At 52.3% G+C, this 21,899-nt stretch carries 21 protein-coding genes and 5 tRNA genes; 10 read left to right on the plus strand and 16 right to left on the minus strand.

The window, feature by feature from the left end:
- Positions 1–43: 43 nt before the first annotated feature.
- From LA337_17950 to emrB, 6 genes are all read left to right on the plus strand, one after another.
- Entirely contained in the window at positions 44–1,228 is a 1,185-nt protein-coding gene (locus tag LA337_17950) for an MFS transporter (GenBank protein UBI15037.1), read from the plus strand.
- Between the two features lie 122 nt (positions 1,229–1,350).
- The gene (locus LA337_17955) at positions 1,351–2,088 is read left to right on the plus strand and encodes an AzlC family ABC transporter permease (GenBank protein UBI15038.1); all 738 of its coding nucleotides are present in this window, start codon (positions 1,351–1,353) and stop codon (positions 2,086–2,088) included.
- Positions 2,078–2,413: an L-valine transporter subunit YgaH gene (ygaH, locus tag LA337_17960; GenBank protein ID UBI15039.1), complete on the plus strand. Its 336-nt coding sequence runs from the start codon at positions 2,078–2,080 to the stop codon at positions 2,411–2,413. Before LA337_17955 ends, ygaH begins: the two co-directional genes overlap by 11 nt.
- A gap of 90 nt (positions 2,414–2,503) precedes the next feature.
- Positions 2,504–3,034 carry a multidrug efflux transporter EmrAB transcriptional repressor EmrR gene (emrR, locus tag LA337_17965; protein ID UBI15040.1) on the plus strand — a complete coding sequence of 177 codons (531 nt, stop codon included), beginning with the start codon at positions 2,504–2,506 and terminating at the stop codon, positions 3,032–3,034.
- A 130-nt stretch (positions 3,035–3,164) separates the two neighbouring features.
- Positions 3,165–4,337: a multidrug efflux MFS transporter periplasmic adaptor subunit EmrA gene (gene emrA / locus LA337_17970; protein ID UBI15041.1), complete on the plus strand. Its 1,173-nt coding sequence runs from the start codon at positions 3,165–3,167 to the stop codon at positions 4,335–4,337.
- Between the two features lie 15 nt (positions 4,338–4,352).
- Positions 4,353–5,891 carry a multidrug efflux MFS transporter permease subunit EmrB gene (emrB, locus tag LA337_17975; GenBank protein ID UBI15042.1) on the plus strand — a complete coding sequence of 513 codons (1,539 nt, stop codon included), beginning with the start codon at positions 4,353–4,355 and terminating at the stop codon, positions 5,889–5,891.
- A gap of 48 nt (positions 5,892–5,939) precedes the next feature.
- Here the strand turns inward: emrB and LA337_17980 are convergent, their stop codons facing one another.
- From LA337_17980 to mltB, 16 genes are all read right to left on the minus strand, one after another.
- The gene (locus LA337_17980; protein ID UBI15043.1) at positions 5,940–7,307 is read right to left on the minus strand and encodes a carbohydrate porin; all 1,368 of its coding nucleotides are present in this window, start codon (positions 7,305–7,307) and stop codon (positions 5,940–5,942) included.
- A 346-nt stretch (positions 7,308–7,653) separates the two neighbouring features.
- Positions 7,654–8,169, minus strand: a complete 516-nt coding sequence (gene luxS / locus LA337_17985; protein ID UBI15044.1) for an S-ribosylhomocysteine lyase — start codon at positions 8,167–8,169, stop codon at positions 7,654–7,656.
- Between the two features lie 149 nt (positions 8,170–8,318).
- The gene (gene gshA, locus LA337_17990; protein ID UBI15045.1) at positions 8,319–9,875 is read right to left on the minus strand and encodes a glutamate--cysteine ligase; all 1,557 of its coding nucleotides are present in this window, start codon (positions 9,873–9,875) and stop codon (positions 8,319–8,321) included.
- 77 nt (positions 9,876–9,952) lie between these two features.
- Positions 9,953–10,381 carry a DedA family protein gene (locus tag LA337_17995; protein UBI15046.1) on the minus strand — a complete coding sequence of 143 codons (429 nt, stop codon included), beginning with the start codon at positions 10,379–10,381 and terminating at the stop codon, positions 9,953–9,955.
- Positions 10,378–10,944, minus strand: a complete 567-nt coding sequence (gene yqaB, locus LA337_18000) for a fructose-1-phosphate/6-phosphogluconate phosphatase (GenBank protein ID UBI15047.1) — start codon at positions 10,942–10,944, stop codon at positions 10,378–10,380. Before yqaB ends, LA337_17995 begins: the two co-directional genes overlap by 4 nt.
- A 179-nt stretch (positions 10,945–11,123) precedes the next feature.
- Positions 11,124–11,200: transfer RNA gene (locus LA337_18005), tRNA-Arg, on the minus strand.
- Between the two features lie 171 nt (positions 11,201–11,371).
- A tRNA-Arg gene (locus LA337_18010) sits at positions 11,372–11,448 on the minus strand.
- A 60-nt stretch (positions 11,449–11,508) separates the two neighbouring features.
- Positions 11,509–11,585 (minus strand) — tRNA-Arg (locus tag LA337_18015).
- Positions 11,586–11,676: 91 nt separating this feature from the next.
- Positions 11,677–11,753: transfer RNA gene (locus tag LA337_18020), tRNA-Arg, on the minus strand.
- Positions 11,754–11,756: 3 nt separating this feature from the next.
- Positions 11,757–11,849: transfer RNA gene (locus LA337_18025), tRNA-Ser, on the minus strand.
- 336 nt (positions 11,850–12,185) lie between these two features.
- Entirely contained in the window at positions 12,186–12,371 is a 186-nt protein-coding gene (gene csrA, locus LA337_18030) for a carbon storage regulator CsrA (protein ID UBI15048.1), read from the minus strand.
- Between the two features lie 238 nt (positions 12,372–12,609).
- Positions 12,610–15,237 carry an alanine--tRNA ligase gene (gene alaS / locus LA337_18035; GenBank protein ID UBI15049.1) on the minus strand — a complete coding sequence of 876 codons (2,628 nt, stop codon included), beginning with the start codon at positions 15,235–15,237 and terminating at the stop codon, positions 12,610–12,612.
- Between the two features lie 128 nt (positions 15,238–15,365).
- A complete protein-coding gene (gene recX / locus LA337_18040) occupies positions 15,366–15,866 on the minus strand; it encodes a recombination regulator RecX (GenBank protein ID UBI15050.1) in 501 nt (166 codons plus the stop codon).
- Between the two features lie 86 nt (positions 15,867–15,952).
- Complete coding sequence (gene recA, locus LA337_18045) at positions 15,953–17,017, minus strand: recombinase RecA (protein ID UBI15051.1); 1,065 nt, start codon at positions 17,015–17,017, stop codon at positions 15,953–15,955.
- A 92-nt stretch (positions 17,018–17,109) separates the two neighbouring features.
- Positions 17,110–17,607 (minus strand): nicotinamide-nucleotide amidase, encoded by a 498-nt coding sequence (pncC, locus tag LA337_18050; protein ID UBI15052.1) that lies wholly within the window; start codon positions 17,605–17,607, stop codon positions 17,110–17,112.
- 192 nt (positions 17,608–17,799) lie between these two features.
- Complete coding sequence (gene mltB / locus LA337_18055; protein UBI15053.1) at positions 17,800–18,879, minus strand: lytic murein transglycosylase B; 1,080 nt, start codon at positions 18,877–18,879, stop codon at positions 17,800–17,802.
- Between the two features lie 264 nt (positions 18,880–19,143).
- Here mltB and srlA point away from each other — a divergent pair, with 264 nt between their 5' ends.
- Genes srlA through srlD form a run of 4 tightly spaced genes read left to right on the plus strand, consistent with a single transcriptional unit; the run spans position 19,144 to position 21,848 of the window.
- A complete protein-coding gene (srlA, locus tag LA337_18060; GenBank protein UBI15054.1) occupies positions 19,144–19,707 on the plus strand; it encodes a PTS glucitol/sorbitol transporter subunit IIC in 564 nt (187 codons plus the stop codon).
- Entirely contained in the window at positions 19,704–20,675 is a 972-nt protein-coding gene (locus LA337_18065) for a PTS glucitol/sorbitol transporter subunit IIB (GenBank protein UBI15055.1), read from the plus strand. Before srlA ends, LA337_18065 begins: the two co-directional genes overlap by 4 nt.
- Positions 20,676–20,688: 13 nt before the next feature.
- Positions 20,689–21,051 carry a PTS glucitol/sorbitol transporter subunit IIA gene (gene srlB / locus LA337_18070; protein ID UBI15056.1) on the plus strand — a complete coding sequence of 121 codons (363 nt, stop codon included), beginning with the start codon at positions 20,689–20,691 and terminating at the stop codon, positions 21,049–21,051.
- 17 nt (positions 21,052–21,068) lie between these two features.
- Complete coding sequence (gene srlD / locus LA337_18075; GenBank protein UBI15057.1) at positions 21,069–21,848, plus strand: sorbitol-6-phosphate dehydrogenase; 780 nt, start codon at positions 21,069–21,071, stop codon at positions 21,846–21,848.
- Positions 21,849–21,899: the final 51 nt, after the last annotated feature.

The following is a 21,899-nucleotide window of genomic DNA, read 5'->3' on the forward strand; positions in this document are numbered from 1 at the left end:
CCGTTATGATTGTTTTCTGCAACCCATTACTCAGTTGAAAACAATGACGAAAACCACTCAGGGACTTAGCCCTTCGCTGATCCTGTTAATGTCTATCGCCACCGGCCTCGCCGTCGCCAGTAACTATTATGCTCAGCCGTTGCTCGACACCATCGCCCGTAACTTTTCACTATCTGCCAGTACCGCAGGGTTTATCGTCACCGCGGCCCAACTCGGCTATGCCGCTGGCCTGCTGTTTTTAGTCCCGCTTGGCGATATGCTCGAACGTCGGATGCTGATCGTCTCCATGACGCTGTTAGCGGCAGGCGGCATGCTGATTACCGCCAGCAGCCAGTCGCTGGGCATGCTGATCCTCGGTACCGCCCTGACCGGGTTGTTCTCGGTAGTCGCACAGATTTTAGTTCCGCTGGCGGCGACACTTGCCACGCCAGACAAGCGCGGTAAAGTCGTCGGCACGATTATGAGCGGCCTGCTGTTGGGCATTCTGCTGGCGCGCACCGTAGCGGGATTACTGGCCAATTTGGGCGGCTGGCGCACTGTGTTTTGGGTGGCATCGGTATTAATGGCGCTGATGGCGATTGCGCTGTGGCGCGGTCTGCCGAAGATGAAATCAGAAACACATCTTAACTACCCGCAACTTCTGGGTTCGGTATTCAGCCTGTTTATCCGCGATAAACTGCTGCGTACCCGCGCAATGCTGGGCTGTCTGACCTTTGCCAATTTCAGTATCCTTTGGACATCAATGGCGTTTTTGCTCGCCGCACCGCCGTTTAACTATTCAGAAGGCATGATTGGTCTGTTTGGCCTGGCGGGGGCCGCCGGGGCGTTAGGCGCGCGTCCGGCGGGCGGTTTTGCCGATAAAGGTAAATCTCACCTGACCACCACCCTTGGGCTGTTATTGCTGCTGCTCTCCTGGCTAGCTATTTGGTTTGGGCACGCTTCCGTCCCCATGCTGATTATCGGCATTCTGGTGCTGGATCTCACCGTTCAGGGCGTACATATCACCAACCAGACGGTTATCTATCGCATTCATCCGGATGCGCGTAATCGCCTGACCGCCGGATACATGACCAGCTATTTTATTGGCGGAGCGGCAGGGTCGCTGATTTCAGCCTCCGCCTGGCAGCATGCCGGGTGGGCTGGCGTTTGTCTGGCCGGTACGACCGTTGCCCTACTCAATCTGTTGGTCTGGTGGCGAGGTTTTCACCGTCAGGAAGCCGTAAATTAAGCGTATAGTGCATGTTTACCGCTGATTGGGCTCCACAGGGTGTTAAGGAGCCCATCAGTCTGCTAAGGTTATAACTCATTGAACCAAGTTATATTAATTTCGGTAATGAAACCTATAACCCTATGGAAAGCCCTATACCCCAGTCTGAACCCAGTTCTGCAACGCTAACTGAAGGATTCAAAGACAGCCTGCCAATAGTCATTAGCTATATTCCGGTCGCTTTTGCATTTGGTCTCAATGCCACTCGCCTTGGCTTTTCTCCCGTTGAAAGCGTCTTTTTCTCTTGCATTATCTATGCGGGAGCCAGCCAGTTTGTCATCACCACGATGCTCGCTGCAGGCAGTTCTCTGTGGGTTGCCGCTCTGACCGTCATGGCCATGGATGTACGCCATGTTTTGTACGGCCCTTCCCTGCGTAGCCGAATCGCCCAGCGACTGAGCAAACCCAAAAGTGCGCTGTGGGCCTTTGGCCTCACCGATGAAGTCTTTGCCGCCGCAACCGCAAAGCTGGTACGGGATAACCGGCGCTGGAGTGAGAACTGGATGATTGGCATTGCGCTATGCTCATGGGCCTCCTGGGTATTTGGCACGGTGATCGGCGCGTTTTCCGGCAGCGGTTTACTTAAGGATTACCCGGCCGTTGAGGCGGCGCTGGGCTTCATGCTCCCGGCGCTGTTCATGAGCTTCCTGCTGGCCTCTTTCCAGCGTCAGCAGGCGCTCTGCGTCACTGCGGCGCTAGCCGGGGCGCTGGCTGGCGTTATGCTGTTTTCTATTCCTGCCGCCATCCTTGCCGGCATTGTCTGCGGATGCCTGACGGCACTCATCCAGTCATTTTGGCAGGGGGGTCCTGATGAGCTATGAGGTCCTGCTGCTTGGCCTGTTGGTCGGCTGCGTGAACTACTGCTTTCGCTATTTACCGCTGCGCCTTCGAGTGGGTAATGTTCGCCCGACCAGGCGCGGCGCAACGGGCATATTACTCGACACCATTGGCATAGCATCAATTTGCGCCCTGTTGGTGGTGTCTACCGCGCCAGAAGTGATGCACGACGCTCGTCGGTTCGTACCGACGCTGGTGGGGTTTGTCATACTGGGCGCAAGCTTCTATAAGACCCGCAGTATCATCATTCCAACCTTACTGAGTGCTCTGGGCTACGGATTAGCCTGGAAAATGCTGGTTGGCTTATAGATAAAAGAAATCAATTTAAATAAATAATACATTTACTTTATTTGTCACTGTCGTTACTATATCGGCTGAAATTAATGAGGTTATACCCAAATGGATAGTTCGTTTACGCCCATTGAACAAATGCTAAAATTTCGCGCCAGCCGCTACGAAGAGTTCCCTTATCAGGAAGTGCTTCTGACTCGTCTCTGCATGCACATGCAGGGCAAGCTGCTGGAAAACCGCAATAAGATGCTGAAAGCTCAAGGGATTAACGAGACGTTGTTTATGGCGTTGATTACGCTGGAGTCTCAGGAAAACCACAGTATTCAGCCCTCTGAACTGAGTTGCGCGCTCGGCTCGTCACGCACTAACGCTACCCGCATCGCGGATGAGTTAGAAAAACGTGGCTGGATCGAACGTCGCGAAAGCGATAACGATCGCCGCTGTCTGCATCTGCAATTGACCGAGAAAGGCCATGCATTTTTGCAAGAGGTATTACCGCCTCAGCACAACTGCCTGCATCAGCTCTGGTCGTCTCTCAGCACCACCGAAAAAGATCAGCTCGAGCAAATTACCCGTAAACTTCTGACCCGTCTTGATCAGATGGAGCAGGATGGTGCGGTGTTAGAAGCGCTGCGCTAAGGCGCCGACTCGCTCAGAAATCCAGATTTATAAATGAAAAAACCGACAGGCCAGCACGCACACTGCTGGCCTGTCTGATAAACAGGTCGGCTCAGCCGATGTGAAAAAAAAGAAGATCGTGGAGAACAACATGAGCGCAAATGCGGAGACTCAAACCCCGCAGCAACCGGTCAAGAAGAATGGCAAACGTAAAAGTACGCTGCTCCTTCTGACCTTGCTCTTTATTATCATTGCCGTGGCATATGGGATTTATTGGTTTTTAGTACTGCGTCATGTCGAAGAGACAGACGATGCGTACGTGGCAGGGAACCAGGTTCAAATCATGGCGCAGGTATCAGGCAGCGTGACGAAAGTCTGGGCTGATAACACTGACTTTGTAAAACAAGGCGATGTACTGGTCACCCTTGATCAGACGGACGCAAAACAGGCATTTGAAAAAGCCAAAACTGCGCTGGCTTCCAGCGTGCGTCAGACGCACCAGTTGATGATCAACAGCAAGCAGTTGCAGGCCAGCATTGAAGTGCAGAGAACCGCACTGGCGCAGGCGCAAAGCGACTTTAATCGCCGTGTTCCACTGGGCAACGCCAACCTGATTGGCCGCGAAGAACTGCAACATGCGCGTGATGCTGTCGCCAGCGCGCAGGCCCAGCTTGATGTCGCAATTCAACAATATAATGCTAACCAGGCGATGATTCTGGGTAGCAAGCTGGAAGACCAGCCCGCCGTGCAACAGGCTGCCACTGAAGTGCGCAATGCCTGGCTGGCACTGGAACGTACTAAAATTGTCAGCCCAATGACCGGCTATGTTTCCCGTCGTGCCGTGCAGCCTGGCGCGCAAATTAGCCCAACCACGCCGCTGATGGCAGTTGTTCCGGCCACTAATCTGTGGGTGGATGCTAACTTTAAAGAAACACAGCTCGCGCACATGCGTATCGGCCAACCGGCGACCGTTATCAGTGATATTTACGGCGATGACGTGAAATACACCGGTAAAGTAGTCGGCCTGGATATGGGTACGGGCAGCGCCTTCTCCCTGTTACCAGCGCAAAACGCGACCGGTAACTGGATCAAAGTCGTCCAGCGTCTGCCGGTACGTATCGAACTGGATGCGCAGCAACTGGCGCAGCATCCGCTGCGTATTGGTTTGTCTACGCTGGTAACCGTTGATACCGCTAATCGTGACGGGCAGATTCTGGCAAGCCAGGTTCGCACCACGCCGGTAGCAGAAAGTAATGCACGTGAAATCGACCTTGCTCCGGTCAATAAGATGATCGAAGAGATCGTGCGGGCCAACGCGGGCTAATTAAAGGTGCGTGTGATGCAACAGCAAAAACCGCTGGAAGGCGCGCAGCTCGTCATTATGACGATCGCGCTGTCCCTGGCGACATTCATGCAGGTGCTGGACTCCACCATTGCTAACGTGGCGATCCCCACTATCGCCGGGAACCTGGGCTCTTCGCTGAGCCAGGGAACCTGGGTGATCACCTCTTTCGGGGTGGCGAATGCTATCTCTATTCCGATCACCGGCTGGCTGGCAAAGCGCTTTGGCGAAGTCAGGCTCTTCATGTGGTCCACAATTGCCTTCGTCATTGCGTCCTGGGCATGTGGGATGTCCACCAGCCTGAACATGCTCATTTTCTTCCGCGTGATACAAGGGATTGTCGCCGGTCCATTAATTCCTCTGTCACAGAGCCTGTTGCTGAATAACTATCCTCCCGCCAAGCGTTCCATCGCCCTCGCGCTATGGTCGATGACGGTAATTGTTGCTCCGATATGTGGCCCTATTCTTGGGGGCTATATCAGCGACAACTATCACTGGGGCTGGATATTTTTCATCAACGTGCCAATCGGTGCTGCGGTGGTATTGATGACCCTGCAAACCCTGCGCGGACGGGAAACCAAAACCGAGCAGCGGCGCATCGACGCCATTGGTCTGGCTCTGCTGGTCATCGGTATCGGCAGTTTGCAGATTATGCTCGACCGCGGCAAAGAGCTGGACTGGTTCGCCTCGCAGGAGATTATCATCCTGACGGTGGTCGCGGTTGTCGCTATCAGCTTCCTGATCGTCTGGGAGCTTACCGACGAGCACCCCATCGTCGATCTCTCGCTGTTTAAGTCGCGTAATTTTACCATCGGCTGCCTGTGTATCAGCCTGGCCTATATGCTCTACTTCGGCGCAATCGTCCTGCTGCCGCAGCTATTGCAGGAGGTTTACGGCTATACGGCAACCTGGGCCGGTCTGGCGTCCGCGCCGGTAGGGATCATTCCGGTGATCCTGTCGCCAATTATCGGCCGCTTTGCGCACAAGCTGGATATGCGTAGGTTGGTGACGTTCAGTTTTATTATGTATGCCGTCTGTTTCTACTGGCGTGCGTGGACGTTCGAACCGGGTATGGACTTTGGCGCATCAGCCTGGCCGCAGTTTATTCAGGGGTTCGCGGTAGCCTGCTTCTTTATGCCACTGACGACCATCACGCTGTCCGGCTTACCGCCTGAGCGTCTGGCCGCAGCATCAAGTTTGTCGAACTTTACGCGAACGCTGGCAGGTTCTATCGGCACGTCGATTACGACAACGATGTGGACGAACCGCGAGTCGCTGCACCATGCGCAGTTAACGGAATCCGTAAACCCCTACAACCCAAATGCGCAGGCCATGTACGATAAGCTGCAGGATTTAGGGATGACGCAGCAGCAGGCGTCAGGCTGGATAGCTCAGCAGATCACCAATCAGGGTCTGATTATTTCCGCCAACGAAATCTTCTGGATGTCGGCGGGGATCTTCCTGGTTTTGCTTGGCCTGGTGTGGTTTGCCAAACCGCCCTTCGGCGCAGGCGGTGGTGGCGGCGGCGCACACTAAGCTTCTGATAAAAGGGATCTGCGGATCCCTTTTTTATTAGACTCGCGATCAGAAGTAATATTTAAATCTCAGGCGCCCGCCGTAGCGTGCATCTTCGCTGTTATCGCCATTATTCGGATCGGCCTCAACCCATGAGGCATAGGCACCGAGGTAGATGTTAAAGTTTTTCATATCCAGTACGTTGGGGAACAGATATGAGGCATGAATGGTGTGAATATCATAACTGCCAGGATCGGTTATCCAACAATCTTCCTCGCAAACGGCTTCAAGATTAGTGGCGTTGAAGGCGTCAATGTTGTTATGCGCATAGATATAACCCAGCTCAAACCGGTGCCACAACGCATTCACCCCGGCGGTAAAATCGGTCTCGTCGGTCGCATCCATATAGGCGGTGTTCAGGTTAATCACCGCACCATCTTCTGGATCGGTTTTCTGACCATCCCAGGTCATAGTAAAACCATAGCCTGTACGATCGGACTGATCGATCCACTTCCCATTCTCATAATAGCCATAGGCGTTGTTGACGACGTTACTTTCCATCGCCACCGCCGTCGAGAAGCGTCCGCTTTGCCAGGCTATCACCGGACGCACATAGGCCACGTTTTTATCGTTGGTTAAGTCCATTCCGTGGTACTGCTTCTCGGTATAGAGCGTACTGCCATTTTCCATCAATGTGTTCACTTCGAAATACCAGTTATCGATGGTTTTGCTGATCAGGAAGTTACCACCGCTGTCGCTACGCCCCCGGCCCTCTTTCATCATATATATATAACCGTAGCCATCGCTGTACAGGTCATTCGCCGTATTACCTGAATATTCAATAAAGGTATCCTGATTCAGCGGGAACATATCGTAAGCTTCAAAGCGTCCAACCTTAATTTGCCAGTCTTTTTCCTGACCAAAAAAGAACACTGCATCATCGAGATTCATTTTTCCGGTCAGGTCTGCCAGCGGCTGAACTGAGAATCCGGCGAAATTACCGTTGTTCAGTCGTTGGTAGCCATCAAACCCTAATAGTAGACGCCCGTTGATATCCCAACGTTCATTCGTTCCTGGCGCCCAATCTTTATTCGCAGAAGTTCTGGTTGATGTCAGACTACCAGAGCGGCTTGCCGCATCCATATTAAACTCAACGTCGCCATAGAACTTGATATCGCTAAAACCGGATAGCGTTAACTTGGGTGGATTTTCCGTAGAGGCGGAGGGTTCAGCAGACTGTACTTGCACCGTCGGCGCTGTGGCTACCTGCTGTTGCTTCAGCGAACGGATTTGCGACTCGGCATCAGCAGCCCGCTGCTCGGCATTAATCACACGCTGCTCCAGTTCGGCAAGACGCTGCTCAATAGCGGTATTCGCTGCCCAAAGGTTATGCGAAAAGCAAGCGCCGACCACTAGCGCTAAATATTTCACCTTCATTTTTTATCCCTAAAGTTAAATGTATACCAGATAAGATTTGATAAAAACCTCATCCACCGGCTATTAAAAGAGTCTTGTTATTACCCGGATATCTGGTGCATTCCATTATGTTTTTCTATTCATTATTTATGTTTTTTAATTTATGTGATCAATGCGGTCTGGCATCGTTAATCATCCGCAACTTTCTGTATACCAGATCACATTTTATTATTTCTCTGGCCATGCTTTAGTTAATACGTGATGTATTTTCTTCACAAATATAATAAATACAAATTATGTTAAGCAATAAAAAACCCCGGCTACAAACCGGGGTTAATTTAAATACTGAAACAGCTAATTAGTAAGACTAAATATGCAGTTCCTGCAGTTTCTCTTTCGGCAGCGCCAGCTCTTCATTGCTGTTAACGCGCACATCATGCTCCAGAATATGACGAGCGATATCCTGCGCTTCGCTAAGCGAGTGCATCTGATACGTACCACACTGGTAAACGTTCAGTTCTGGGATCTGGTTTTGATCCTGCACTTTCAGCACGTCCGCCATCGCTGCTTTCCACGCGTCGGCAACTCGCTGCTCGTCCGGCGTACCAATCAGGCTCATGTAAAAGCCGGTGCGGCATCCCATCGGAGAGATATCGATAATCTCAACGCCGTTACCGTTGAGGTGATTACGCATAAAACCTGCAAACAGGTGTTCCAGCGTATGGATACCTTTCTCAGGCATCACTTCTTTGTTCGGAATGCAGAAACGCAGATCAAACACGGTGATTGCGTCGCCATGCGGGGTGTTCATCGTTTTTGCAACCCGGACCGCGGGAGCTTCCATCCGGGTGTGATCGACAGTAAAACTATCTAACAACGGCATTTAGCCACCTCCGATAAATTTTTTAAAAATAATCTGAACTCTTTGTTCCGGGGCGAGTCTGAGTATATGAAAGACGCGCATTTGTTATCATCATCCCTGTTTTCAGAGATGAAATTTTGGCCACTCCCGAGTGGCCTTTTTCTTTTGTATCAAGCGTGCTTTTCCAGCCACACGCTAAACGGCTCAGTATCCGCCGCTTCGATCTCCTGCTGACGACGCTTTGAAGCCTCGGTTTCAGCAATAAATTCAGCTTCCTGCAATATTTCTAACGGCTCTTCACGCAGTAGATTTCGGTAAGCCTCACCCAGCGCTTTGCCCGTGCCACCGATGCCTTCATCAATCATAGACCGAAGGATCCGTGCAGAGAAAGTCAGTTCAGGATTGTCAAAACAGGCAACCAGTTCATCACAGACCTTCTGATACTCCTCTCCCCCATCGATGCTGTCCAGCGTTTGTGCCACGCGTTTCAGATCGCGGAACAGATCTTTACCTACCTTCGGCAGCGGGAACTGGGCTGTTTCACAGCCAATGCCTAGCGTCAGCCCAGGCTTACGCCCTTCGAGGATCACACGGTTCCAGTTTTTACGCGTACACAGCAATTCATCGCTGCTCATTTCCGGGGCATCGGCCAGCGCACACCAGACCATAAACAGATCGAGGAAGCGCACCTGCTGCTCGTCTACGCCAATCGGTGAGAACGGGTTGATATCCAGCGAGCGAACCTCGATGTACTCAATACCGCCGCGCAGAAGCGCGTCAGAAGGTGTTTCACCACGACGAGTGACACGTTTCGGGCGAATAGGCGCATACAGCTCATTTTCAATCTGCAGAACGTTGCTGTTGATTTGCAGACGCTTACCATCCTTCTCCAGACCGATCGCCGCGTACTCCTCGGAAGGAGTTTTAATCGCGCGCTTTAATCCTGCCACATACTCATGCAAATCGTTAAACGTAATTCCGAGATTGCTTTGCGACTTATTGGTATAGCCTAAATCACTCAGACGCAGCGACGTCGCGTATGGCAGGTAATACATCCCACAGTCGGTTTTTTCAAACGGCAGGGTTGTCGGTTTTCCTTGCAGGAAGGAGGAACAAATGGCCGGAGAGGCACCAAACAGATACGGGATAACCCAACCAAAACGGTAGTAGTTGCGGATCAGGCGGAAGTAACCTGCGGAGATCTTCTCTTTCGCATCTTCACCGTCCGTTACGCCGCATTTCGCCTGCCAGAAAGCCATCGGCAGCGAGAAATTGTAGTGTACGCCAGAGATAGTTTGCATCAACGCGCCGTAACGGTTTTTGAGGCCTTCACGGTACAGCGTTTTCAGACGACCAGTATTCGACGTACCGTACTGCGCCAGTTCGATATCCTGGCCTTCGGCAATATAGCAAGGCATGCTCAATGGCCACATACGCTCGTCGCCCAGATTTCTGGCGGTATAACGATGCAGATCGCGCATGAACGTGAGCATTTTCTCAATATCGTCGCCAGGAGGCGTAATAAACTCCAGCAGCGCTTCGGCAAAGTCAGTGGTTATCCATTTATGCGTTAGCGCTGAGCCTAACACCTCAGGATGACCTGTCGTTGCTAATGACCCGTCTGCATTAACGCGCAGCGTTTCGCGCTCCAGCCCACGTTGAATCCCCTTTAACGCCTGAGGATGGTTTTCCAGCCAGGCCAGCGCCTGTGATACGTCCGGGATCAAATTGACCTCCCGCCTGTCAAAATCGTTTTAATTAGCATAATGGTATTGGTTACCCTGTAGGCTATCTCACAACACAATTAGTGCCACCACATAATGCCTTGCGTCGTAACCGCTGCGACAACAACATAGCGCAGCGCCTTGCCAAGACATAAGAAAAAGAGTACCGGGCCCCACGAGATGCGCATCCATCCAGCTAACAGGCACAGTAAATCGCCCACAACCGGCATCCAGCTTAATAATAGTGTGACAGCGCCATAGCGCCGCAGCCAGCCAGTGGCTTTTTCTTGCCAGCGCGATGTTTTACGCAATGGAAAGAAACGCCCAAGGATAACGTTAGTTAACCCTCCAAGGCTATTACCCATTGTTGCTGTTAAGACTAAGACCCAGGGATGACTTACCCCAGAAACCAGCAAAGCAACTAAAACAACCTCAGAATTACCGGGTAATAGCGTAGCGCTGAGAAAACTGCTGGCAAACAGTGACAGGAGCGATAGTCCATCACTCACAATAACCGGACATCCACAGCATCCATTCCCGCGGCACGCGCCGCCTGCAGTCCAAAATCAGCATCTTCAAACACCACACAGCGCGCCGGAACAACGCCCATACGTTCAGCACAGAGCAAAAACGTATCAGGAGCAGGTTTATGGCGTTGAACGTGATCGGCTGCGACTACAGCATCAAAATAGCGACGCAGCCCAAGATGAGCGAGCAGAGCCTCTGCAATCGCGCTTTCACTCCCCGTACCTACCGACATAGGACGGCGACCATGCCAGGCCTTCACGACGTCAACCAATGGCAAAGGTTGGACGCTATCCAGCAGCATGCTTCTCACCTTATCGGTTTTTTCACGTGCCAGGGCATGTGGGTCAAGATCGGCATGATTCAACTCAATTACCGACTGGGCAATACGCCACGTTGGGGAGCCATTGAGGGCGACCATGGCTTGTTCATCAAAACGTAGCCCATAATGCCCCAATACCTCATGCCACGCCTTACGGTGCGTAGGCTCGGTATCCAGGATGGTGCCATCCATATCAAAAATCAAACCCGCATAACGTTCGTACATCGTCTTCTCACAAGCCGATTGACCAGACGTTATTTTATCGTAATTGATTGATTTTGTCGCTGACAGCGAATTAAGGGGTGTTCCGGGAGTATGAGGAAATGATTCGAAAAGGGGAAGATGGTGCTGGCGATTATCTCGCAGACCATGAAAAAACAGTTTCACAGTTATTTCGGAGAAGATGGTGCATCCGGGAGGATTCGAACCTCCGACCGCTCGGTTCGTAGCCGAGTACTCTATCCAGCTGAGCTACGGATGCATCGGGAATTGCTGATTACTACTGATACTGCGAAGAAGATGGTGCATCCGGGAGGATTACTCGGCTGCGCCTCGCCCTGCGGGCCGTTGCTGAAGCAACGTTATCCTCCCTGGTACTCGCGATTATCTCGCAGTCCATGAAACAACAGTTTCGCTGTTATCTCGGAGAAGATGGTGCATCCGGGAGGATTCGAACCTCCGACCGCTCGGTTCGTAGCCGAGTACTCTATCCAGCTGAGCTACGGATGCATCGGGAAACTTGCTTTACTGCCGATATTGATACCGCAATAAACGATATCAAGTAAGAGATGGTGCATCCGGGAGGATTCGAACCTCCGACCGCTCGGTTCGTAGCCGAGTACTCTATCCAGCTGAGCTACGGATGCATCAGGGAAACTTACTTACTGCAGATTTGATATCGCTGCTAAAGTGATATCGATTTTCTGTAACAACGCTAATGCGCTATTGCAGAGAAGATGGTGCATCCGGGAGGATTCGAACCTCCGACCGCTCGGTTCGTAGCCGAGTACTCTATCCAGCTGAGCTACGGATGCAAATGGCGGTGAGGCGGGGATTCGAACCCCGGATGCAGCTTTTGACCGCATACTCCCTTAGCAGGGGAGCGCCTTCAGCCTCTCGGCCACCTCACCAACACGCCTCTTGCGAGTGCTTCGAAGAACTTGTTTCTGCTCATCGTCGCTGCGTGGCGCACATATTACTTTCTGGGACTTATAAGTCAAACAATTTTTCCAGAGCTTTTATCGTTTGCACATTTCACGCGCAATTAGTCTGCAAAAACGGCAAAAAGAGTGTTTTATCAACAGATAAATTGGCAATTTCCTGAAGCAGTGAACAAACGGAAACGTCGCAGGAAAAGGCAATACGCGCAGTGGAATCGAAAAAATGGGGAAGACAAAATAGAAAAGAGAAGAAAAAGGACTATTCAATCAGGTTGCGCCTCACCAGAAAGGTGAGACGCGAAAACCTTAGTAACTGGACTGCTGGGATTTTTCAGCCTGGATACGCTGGTAGATCTCTTCACGATGGACAGAAACTTCTTTCGGGGCGTTTACGCCAATGCGCACCTGGTTGCCCTTCACCCCTAAAACTGTCACGGTGACCTCATCGCCTATCATGAGGGTCTCACCAACTCGACGAGTCAGAATCAGCATTCTTTGCTCCTTGAAAGATTAAAAGAGTCGGGTCTCTCTGTATCCCGGCATTATCCATCATATAACGCCAAAAAGTAAGCGATGACAAACACCTAAGTGTAAGCAGTCACGGCATCACATTCTGTTAAACCTAAGTTTAGCCGATATACACAACTTCAACCTGACTTTATCGTTGTCGATAGCGTTGATCCAACCGCTGCGGACTGAAGTCCGCAGCGTCGGCTTACGCTTATAATTATTACAGTTTTGCGCTGACCCAGCCTTTCACACTGGCTAACGCTGCAGGCAGAGCCGCTGCATCCGTACCACCGGCTTGCGCCATGTCCGGACGACCGCCACCCTTACCGCCTACCTGCTGAGCGACCATGCCAACCAGTTCCCCTGCTTTCACGCGATCTGTCACGTCCTTAGACACACCCGCAATCAGAGAAACCTTACCTTCCACTACCGTTGCCAGAACGATAACGGTAGACCCCAGTTGATTTTTCAGATCATCAACCATGGTACGCAACATTTTCGGCTCAACGTCCGCGAGTTCGCTGACCAGCAGCTTCACGCCGTTGATATCAACTGCTTTGCTGGAAAGATTTGCACTCTCCTGCGCCGCAGCCTGTTCCTTCAATTGCTGCAATTCTTTTTCAAGTTGACGCGTACGCTCCAGTACGGAACGAACTTTGTCACCGATATTCTGGCTATCGCCTTTCAGCAGTTGCGCAATATCGCTTAAGCGATCGCTCTCAGCATGCACGGTTTGGATAGCGCCTTCACCGGTTACGGCTTCGATACGACGAACGCCCGCCGCGGTGCCTGACTCGGACACTATGCGGAACAGACCGATATCCCCCGTACGGCTGGCGTGAGTACCGCCACACAGTTCGGTAGAGAAATCCCCCATGCTCAGAACACGCACGTGATCGTCATATTTCTCGCCAAACAGCGCCATTGCGCCTTTGGCTTTCGCCGCTTCGAGATCCATGATGTTCGTTTCAATCGGCAGGTTGCGACGAATTTGCGCATTCACCAGATCTTCAACGGCACGGATTTCATCAGGCTTCATAGCTTCGGTATGAGAGAAGTCGAAGCGCAGCACTTTATCGTTAACCAACGAGCCTTTCTGCGCTACATGCGTACCGAGTACCTGGCGCAGCGCCGCGTGCATCAGGTGCGTTGCGGAGTGGTTCAGGCGAATACGCGCACGACGTGCATCATCAACATCGGCCTGTACTGCATCGCCAATTTTCAGAGAACCCGTAGACAGCTTGCCGATGTGACCAATGGCCTGGCCATATTTCTGCGTGTCGCTGACCGCAAAGCTAAAGCCCGCGCCTTTCAGTTCACCCTTGTCGCCAACCTGACCGCCAGATTCCGCATAGAACGGCGTCTGATCCAGAACGACAACTGCGTCCTGACCTGCGTTAATTGCGTCTACTGCTTTACCATCAACAAACAGCGCGGTCACTTTGCCGTTCAGTTCCAGGTGTTCGTAGCCTTTAAATTCAGAGGCGCCATCAACGCGAATCATCGCATTGTAGTCTGCGCCGAAGCCGCTGGCTTCACGCGCACGACGGCGCTGTTCTTCCATTGCAGCTTCAAAACCGGCTTCATCAACCTTAATGTTGCGCTCACGGCAAACGTCTGCCGTCAGGTCAACCGGGAAACCGTAGGTGTCATACAGACGGAATGCGGTTTCGCCATCCAGCGTATCGCCGGACAGTTTTGCCAGTTCTTCATCCAGCAGCGCCAGACCACGCTCCAGAGTACGTGCAAACTGCTCTTCTTCGGTTTTCAGAACCTGCTCAACCATAGCCTGCTGACGCTTCAGTTCTTCACCTGCTGAGCCCATGACTTCCACCAGCGGACCAACCAGCTTGTAGAAGAAAGTATCCTTCGCGCCCAGCATATTGCCATGACGTACCGCGCGACGAATGATACGGCGCAGCACATAACCACGGTTTTCATTCGACGGAACAACGCCATCGGCAATCAGGAATGCGCAGGAACGGATATGGTCGGCGATAACACGCAGCGACTTGTTGCTCAAATCGGTCGCGCCAGTAACTTTTGCCACGGATTCGATCAGTGAGCGGAACAGGTCGATTTCATAGTTGGAGTTAACGTGTTGCAGCACTGCCGCAATACGCTCCAGACCCATACCGGTATCCACGGACGGTTTCGGCAGCGGTTCCATGGTGCCGTCAGCCTGACGGTTGAACTGCATGAAGACGATGTTCCAGATCTCAATGTAGCGATCGCCATCTTCTTCTGCGCTTCCCGGAGGGCCACCCCAAATATGGTCGCCATGGTCGTAGAAAATTTCGGTGCACGGGCCGCAAGGACCGGTATCACCCATCTGCCAGAAGTTGTCGGAAGCATAAGCCGCGCCTTTGTTATCACCGATGCGGATGATACGTTCGCGTGGAATACCGACTTCTTTCTCCCAGATTTCATAGGCTTCATCGTCAGTTTCATAGACGGTGACCCACAGACGATCTTTTGGCAGGGCAAACCAGTTTTCACCGGTCAACAGTTCCCACGCGTATTGAATGGCGTCGTGTTTGAAGTAATCGCCGAAGCTGAAGTTGCCCAGCATTTCGAAGAAAGTGTGGTGACGTGCAGTGTAACCGACGTTTTCCAGGTCGTTGTGCTTACCGCCCGCACGTACGCAACGCTGCGAGGTGGTTGCGCGGGAATAATTACGCTTGTCGAGGCCAAGGAAAACATCCTTGAACTGGTTCATCCCGGCGTTGGTAAACAACAAAGTAGGGTCATTGTTCGGTACCAGGGAGCTGCTGGCAACTACCTGATGTCCTTTACTATGGAAAAAATCGAGAAACGCCTGACGGATCTCAGCGGTGCTCTTGCTCATAATTATCCTGAAGAAATCAAGCTAACGAAATGTCATTACCAGCATCGGCACGTAAACTGCGCCTCTGGCAATCGAAAAGTGGGAATAAGATAAGTTTTCTTTACTGGGAAGTAAAATCCCGTATGCGCTCAATCGTCAAAATTTCGCCATATTGCCTGAATATCTTCCATCAGATAGCCACGATAGAGCAAAAAGCGCTGGACCTTTACCTTATCTGAAAAATCTACAGGTAAAGGTTCTCCGTATTTCCGAATGGCCTGATCGCGCGCAAGAACTGCCCAGTCAATTTCGCATTCGCGCATGGCCCGCTCGATAGCCTCACGCGTGATCCCCTTTTGGTTTAGTTCCTGACGTACACGCGCGGGTCCATAGCCCTTACGGCTACGGCTGGCGATAAACTGCTGAACGAAGCGATCATCATCCAGATAACGACTTTCAATACACCAGGCGATGACCTTGTCGTAATCCTCCGGCGTAGCATCAATGTCTTCCGGTCCATTTTTCCCCATCACTGGAGCGGCCAGCTTGCGCCGCAGCTCCTGCTCGCTGTGATCGCGCATTGCCAGAATACGTACGGCGCGGTCAAGAAGTCGTGAATAAGCCGAACGGCGAGAAGTTGCTTCTGTCATAGTGAGCCTTCAGAAATGAAAAAGGGCTGCATGATATGCAGCCCTTTACTATATGCGATTCAAAACATGCGATTCAAAACAGATTATCAGAAATCTTCGTTCGTTTCTTTTACGTCTTCACCGCTGTCATCAACGGAGAAATCAGGCGTTGAATCCTGGTTGTTGAGCAGTAACTCACGTAACTTCGTCTCAATTTCTTTCGCAGTTGCCGGGTTTTCTTTCAGCCAGTTGGTCGCATTCGCTTTACCCTGACCGATTTTCTCACCGTTGTAGCTGTACCATGCACCCGCTTTTTCAATCAGCTTCTCTTTCACGCCCAGGTCAACCAGTTCGCCGTAGAAGTTAATACCTTCACCGTAAAGAATCTGGAATTCAGCCTGTTTGAACGGCGCTGCAATTTTGTTTTTCACGACCTTAACACGGGTTTCGCTACCAACCACGTTGTCGCCTTCTTTCACCGCGCCAATACGACGGATATCCAGGCGGACAGAAGCATAGAACTTAAGGGCGTTACCACCGGTGGTGGTTTCCGGGTTACCGAACATCACGCCAATCTTCATACGGATCTGGTTGATGAAAATCAGCAGCGTGTTGGACTGCTTCAGGTTACCGGCCAGCTTACGCATTGCCTGGCTCATCATACGTGCCGCAAGGCCCATGTGAGAGTCACCAATCTCGCCTTCGATTTCTGCCTTCGGCGTCAATGCGGCAACGGAGTCGACAACGATAACGTCAACCGCGCCGGAGCGCGCCAGCGCATCACAGATTTCCAGCGCTTGCTCACCGGTATCCGGCTGAGAACACAGCAGGTTGTCGATATCAACGCCAAGTTTGCGCGCATAGACAGGATCCAGCGCATGTTCCGCATCGATGAACGCACAGGTTTTACCTTCGCGCTGTGCGGCGGCAATAACCTGCAGGGTCAGCGTCGTTTTACCGGAGGATTCAGGCCCGTAGATTTCGACGATACGGCCCATTGGCAGACCGCCCGCGCCCAGTGCGATATCCAGAGAAAGCGAACCGGTGGAGATGGTTTCCACATCCATGGAACGGTCTTCACCCAGGCGCATGATGGAGCCTTTACCGAATTGCTTTTCGATCTGACCCAGCGCTGCCGCCAACGCTTTCTGTTTGTTTTCGTCGATAGCCATTAATTACTCCTGTCATGCCGCTTTCGGGTTAAACCGCGAAACGTGATAGATAATGTTCTGTTGAGGCAATTATACTGTATGCTCATACAGTATCAAGTATTTTGTAGAAATTGTTGCCACAGGGTTTGTAACGCGTAGGCGGTCGCCTGTCGACGTACCGCGTCGCGATCGCCGCTGAAGCATTCCCGGCGGGTAATCCCCTCGCCGCTCACGCTGGCAAAAGCGAACCATACCGTCCCCACGGGCTTTTCTTCACTGCCACCATCTGGCCCCGCAATACCGCTTATCGAAACAGCGAAATGCGCGCGGGCGGCTTTTAGCGCACCAATCGCCATCTCCACCACGACAGGCTCGCTCACCGCGCCATGCTGGGCCAGCGTCTCTTCGCGCACGCCAATCATCTGCGCTTTAGCTTCATTGCTGTAGGTTACAAACCCACGCTCAAACCAGGCGGAGCTGCCGGCAATATCCGTAATCACTTTGGCTACCCAGCCGCCGGTGCAGGATTCCGCCGTTGTTACGGTTGCACCGCGCGCCTTCAGCGCCAGGCCAACCTTCTCGCTTAACTGCATCAGTTCACTGTCAGTCATTTCAGCCTCTGTCAGTTAAAAAAATATGCCGGACAAGATAGCACTTTCATAACCAATGTGGGGATGGAGAGAACGATTTACGAGGAGGATTCCAAAAATTGCTCCGTGGCATAAATAAGACCTGCCGGATGGCGATACCAGAGCATCTTATCCGGCCTACAAGAGATATCTTCCGGTAGGCCGGTGGAGCGATTACTGCACGCGCGCCAGTGCGACAGCCTGACCCAATTGCCACACGGCCATCGCGTAGTGGGTACTGTGATTGTAGCGGGTGATGGTGTAGAAGTTCGGCAGTCCATACCAGTACTGATAACCAGTACCGATATCCAGGCGCAACAGGCTGGCCTGCTGATGATTCCCCAACGACTGCTGCGGCGTCAGGCCCGCGGCGGCAAGCTGAGATATGCTGTACTGGGTTTTAAAGCCGTTCGCCAGCCCAGGCGCCTGACCATTGGCCGGAACCGCAACCGTATCGCCTTTCACCCAGCCGTGACCTTTGAAATAGTTTGCCACGCTACCGATAGCATCAACCGGATCCCACAGGTTAATGTGGCCATCGCCATTAAAATCAACGGCATATTGTTTATAGGAAGATGGCATAAACTGGCCATAGCCCATCGCCCCGGCGAAAGAACCTTTCAAATCAAGCGGATCGTCGCTTTCATCTCGCGCCATCAGCAGGAAGGTTTCCAGTTCACCAGAGAAATATTCTGCACGACGAGGATAGTTAAACGACAACGTCGCCAACGCATCCAGAATCCGCGTTTTACCCATCACGCGGCCCCAGCGAGTCTCTACGCCAATAATGCCAACGATAATTTCCGGCGGTACCCCATAGACCTGCCAGGCACGGTTAAGGGCATCTTCATATTGGTTCCAGAAGGCCACGCCGTTTTGCACATTATCCGGCGTGATGAACTGTTTACGATACCGCAACCATGCGCCGTTAGGCCCGGCTGGCGGTTGAGTCGTCGGTGCCTGGCGGTCCATCAATCGCAATACCGAGTCCAGACGCTTGGCCTGCGACAGGATCTCTTGCAACTGCTGGCGGTCAAAGCCGTGCTTGTTCACCATTTTCTCGATGAACTGCTGCGCGTTCGGATTATTGGCAAAATCGCCGCCCGTTTGCATGACATTATGCTGTGGCTCAAGCAGGAAACCGCCGGAAGGCGTACCCGTAGTCGTTTGAGTCTCTGAAGGTTTAGGTTTGCTGCTACAAGCAGCAAGCAATACGAAAAGGGGAAGTAACGCTACATAACGACGCTTGAACATGAGACATCCATTAAACAAATTCAGCCTGGGAGAAGTATGGTAAAGCATCCTCCTCCATACAAGGAAGTAGTAGTCACTCTCCTTCACAGAATTTCCCCCCTCTTGCCCCCCCGACCGGCACATTTGCGATCCCTTACGCACAATCTTTCAAATTAAAATATTTATCTTTCATTTTGAGATCAAAATAACACTTTTAAATCTTTCGATCTGATTAAAATTAGTTACCGTTTGGCAAGATAACTAAAAACCCTACAGGAGAGAATAATGATCGACACCATCACACTCGGTGCTGAGTGGTTTATCGGGTTGTTCCAGAAAGGCGGAGAGGTCTTTACCGGCATGGTAACCGGTATTCTGCCCCTGCTGATCAGTCTGCTGGTCATCATGAATGCGCTAATTAACTTTATCGGTCAGCAGCGCATTGAACGTTTTGCCCAGCGCTGCGCCGGAAACCCGCTGTCCCGCTATCTGCTGCTGCCGTGCATCGGCACATTTGTGTTTTGTAACCCAATGACGCTGAGCCTGGGCCGCTTTATGCCAGAAAAGTACAAGCCCAGCTACTACGCCGCCGCCTCATACAGTTGCCATTCCATGAACGGCTTATTCCCACACATCAACCCTGGTGAACTGTTCGTCTATCTGGGGATCGCCAGCGGACTGACCACGCTGGGTCTTCCGCTCGGCCCGCTAGCGGTGAGCTATTTGCTGGTCGGTCTGGTGACCAACTTCTTCCGCGGCTGGGTGACTGATTTCACCACCGCCATCTTTGAGAAAAAAATGGGCATTCAACTTGAGCAGAAAGTGCATCTGGCGGGAGCAACATCATGACGCGTATTCGTATTGAAAAAGGCACCGGCGGCTGGGGCGGCCCGCTTGAACTGGATGCCGAACCGGGCAAGAAAATTGTCTATATCACCGCCGGGACTCGCCCTGCAATAGTCGACAGGATAGCAAGTCTGACCGGTTGGCAGGCCGTTGATGGCTTCAAAGAAGGCGAGCCGCCGGAAAACGAAATTGGCGTGGCGATCATCGACTGCGGCGGCACGCTGCGCTGCGGGATCTATCCCAAACGTCGTATACCGACGGTGAATATTCACGCTACAGGTAAATCAGGCCCACTGGCCCAGTACATTATCGAAGACATCTATGTCTCTGGCGTAAAAGAAGAAAATATTACCATTGTCGGTGAAGCATCCGCTGCGACAACGCCTGCAAGCAGCACGATTGGTCGCGAGTACGACGCCAGCAAGAAAATTACGGAACAAAGCGACGGTCTGCTGGCAAAAGTTGGGATGGGAATGGGTTCAGCAGTTGCGGTTCTGTTTCAGGCCGGACGCGACACTATCGATACCGTTCTGAAAACCATTCTGCCATTTATGGCGTTCGTCTCGGCGCTGATCGGCATCATCATGGCTTCTGGTCTGGGGGACTGGATTGCCCATGGACTCGCACCACTGGCCAGCCATCCGCTGGGACTGGTCACTCTGGCGCTGATCTGTTCTTTCCCGCTGCTGTCACCTTTTCTCGGCCCCGGCGCGGTTATCGCCCAGGTTATCGGCGTTCTGATCGGCGTACAGATTGGTTTGGGGAACATCCCTCCACATCTGGCGCTACCTGCCCTGTTCGCCATTAACGCCCAGGCTGCATGCGATTTTATTCCTGTCGGGTTGTCGTTGGCCGAAGCGCGTCAGGACACGGTCCGCGTCGGCGTGCCATCTGTTCTGGTGAGCCGTTTTCTGACCGGCGCACCTACCGTTCTCATCGCCTGGTTTGTTTCCGGCTTTATTTACCAATAAGAGGCACTCAAAAATGACCGTGATTTATCAAACCACCATCACCCGCATCGGACAGAGCGCCCCGGATGCGCTCTGCGACCAGATGCTGATTACCTTTCGTGAAGGTGCCCCTGCGGATATCGAGGAGTTTTGCTTCATCCATTGCCACGGAGAACTAAGCGGCTCATTGCAAGCAGGGATCCAATTTGTGCTGGGTCAGCATCACTACCCGGTCACGGCCGTTGGCAGCGTGGCGGAACAAAACTTACGTGAACTGGGCCATATCACCCTGCGTTTTGACGGACTGAGTGAAGCGGAATTCCCTGGCACCGTACACGTTGCGGGTCCTGTACCAGACGGTATAGCGCCGGGCTGTATTTTGAAGTTTGTTGCTTAAGATTGAAGGAGATAAAGATGAATCAGGTTGCCGTTGTCATTGGTGGAGGCCAGACCCTGGGGGCATTCCTTTGCCGTGGGCTTGCGACAGAAGGATACCGCGTCGCGGTGGTGGATATTCAAAGCGATAAAGCCGCCAACGTCGCGCAGGAAATTAACGCCGAGTTTGGCGAAGGCACCGCCTACGGTTTTGGCGCAGATGCCACCAGCGAGCAGAGCGTGCTGGCGTTATCGCGCGGAGTGGATGAAATATTTGGCCGCGTCGATCTGCTGGTTTACAGCGCGGGTATCGCTAAAGCCGCGTTTATCAGCGACTTTCAGCTTGGGGATTTCGACCGCTCGCTGCAAGTGAATCTGGTTGGCTACTTCCTCTGCGCACGTGAATTCTCACGCCTGATGATCCGCGATGGCGTTCAGGGGCGCATTATCCAGATCAACTCCAAATCAGGGAAAGTGGGCAGTAAACACAACTCAGGTTATAGCGCGGCAAAATTTGGCGGCGTGGGCCTAACCCAGTCGCTGGCGCTGGATCTGGCGGAATACGGGATTACCGTGCATTCGTTGATGCTCGGTAATCTGCTGAAATCACCGATGTTTCAGTCGTTATTGCCGCAATATGCGACCAAGCTTGGCCTTAAGCCAGACGAAGTTGAGCAGTATTACATTGATAAGGTTCCGCTCAAGCGCGGCTGCGATTATCAGGACGTGTTGAATATGCTGCTGTTTTACGCCAGCCCGAAAGCCTCTTACTGCACAGGGCAGTCCATCAACGTCACCGGCGGTCAGGTGATGTTTTAATGTTGAATTGCCGGATGGCGACTGCGCTTATCCGGCAAAATCAAAGGAGTA

The organism is Citrobacter europaeus (assembly GCA_020099315.1).
In the GTDB taxonomy this organism is placed as follows: domain Bacteria; phylum Pseudomonadota; class Gammaproteobacteria; order Enterobacterales; family Enterobacteriaceae; genus Citrobacter; species Citrobacter europaeus.

What these genes read in the sequence shown, in the direction of transcription:
- mltB (UBI15053.1), bottom strand. Translation starts at nt 18,879, where the DNA reads ATGTTCAAGCGTCGTTATGTAGCGTTACTTCCCCTTTTCGTATTGCTT.
- yqaB (UBI15047.1), bottom strand. Translation starts at nt 10,944, where the DNA reads ATGTACGAACGTTATGCGGGTTTGATTTTTGATATGGATGGCACCATC.
- recX (UBI15050.1), bottom strand. Translation starts at nt 15,866, where the DNA reads ATGACAGAAGCAACTTCTCGCCGTTCGGCTTATTCACGACTTCTTGAC.
- srlB (UBI15056.1), top strand. Translation starts at nt 20,689, where the DNA reads ATGACCGTGATTTATCAAACCACCATCACCCGCATCGGACAGAGCGCC.
- LA337_17955 (UBI15038.1), top strand. Translation starts at nt 1,351, where the DNA reads ATGGAAAGCCCTATACCCCAGTCTGAACCCAGTTCTGCAACGCTAACT.
- pncC (UBI15052.1), bottom strand. Translation starts at nt 17,607, where the DNA reads ATGACTGACAGTGAACTGATGCAGTTAAGCGAGAAGGTTGGCCTGGCG.
- LA337_17950 (UBI15037.1), top strand. Translation starts at nt 44, where the DNA reads ATGACGAAAACCACTCAGGGACTTAGCCCTTCGCTGATCCTGTTAATG.
- emrR (UBI15040.1), top strand. Translation starts at nt 2,504, where the DNA reads ATGGATAGTTCGTTTACGCCCATTGAACAAATGCTAAAATTTCGCGCC.
- emrA (UBI15041.1), top strand. Translation starts at nt 3,165, where the DNA reads ATGAGCGCAAATGCGGAGACTCAAACCCCGCAGCAACCGGTCAAGAAG.
- srlA (UBI15054.1), top strand. Translation starts at nt 19,144, where the DNA reads ATGATCGACACCATCACACTCGGTGCTGAGTGGTTTATCGGGTTGTTC.
- ygaH (UBI15039.1), top strand. Translation starts at nt 2,078, where the DNA reads ATGAGCTATGAGGTCCTGCTGCTTGGCCTGTTGGTCGGCTGCGTGAAC.
- recA (UBI15051.1), bottom strand. Translation starts at nt 17,017, where the DNA reads ATGGCTATCGACGAAAACAAACAGAAAGCGTTGGCGGCAGCGCTGGGT.
- LA337_18065 (UBI15055.1), top strand. Translation starts at nt 19,704, where the DNA reads ATGACGCGTATTCGTATTGAAAAAGGCACCGGCGGCTGGGGCGGCCCG.
- luxS (UBI15044.1), bottom strand. Translation starts at nt 8,169, where the DNA reads ATGCCGTTGTTAGATAGTTTTACTGTCGATCACACCCGGATGGAAGCT.
- csrA (UBI15048.1), bottom strand. Translation starts at nt 12,371, where the DNA reads ATGCTGATTCTGACTCGTCGAGTTGGTGAGACCCTCATGATAGGCGAT.
- srlD (UBI15057.1), top strand. Translation starts at nt 21,069, where the DNA reads ATGAATCAGGTTGCCGTTGTCATTGGTGGAGGCCAGACCCTGGGGGCA.
- emrB (UBI15042.1), top strand. Translation starts at nt 4,353, where the DNA reads ATGCAACAGCAAAAACCGCTGGAAGGCGCGCAGCTCGTCATTATGACG.
- LA337_17980 (UBI15043.1), bottom strand. Translation starts at nt 7,307, where the DNA reads ATGAAGGTGAAATATTTAGCGCTAGTGGTCGGCGCTTGCTTTTCGCAT.
- alaS (UBI15049.1), bottom strand. Translation starts at nt 15,237, where the DNA reads ATGAGCAAGAGCACCGCTGAGATCCGTCAGGCGTTTCTCGATTTTTTC.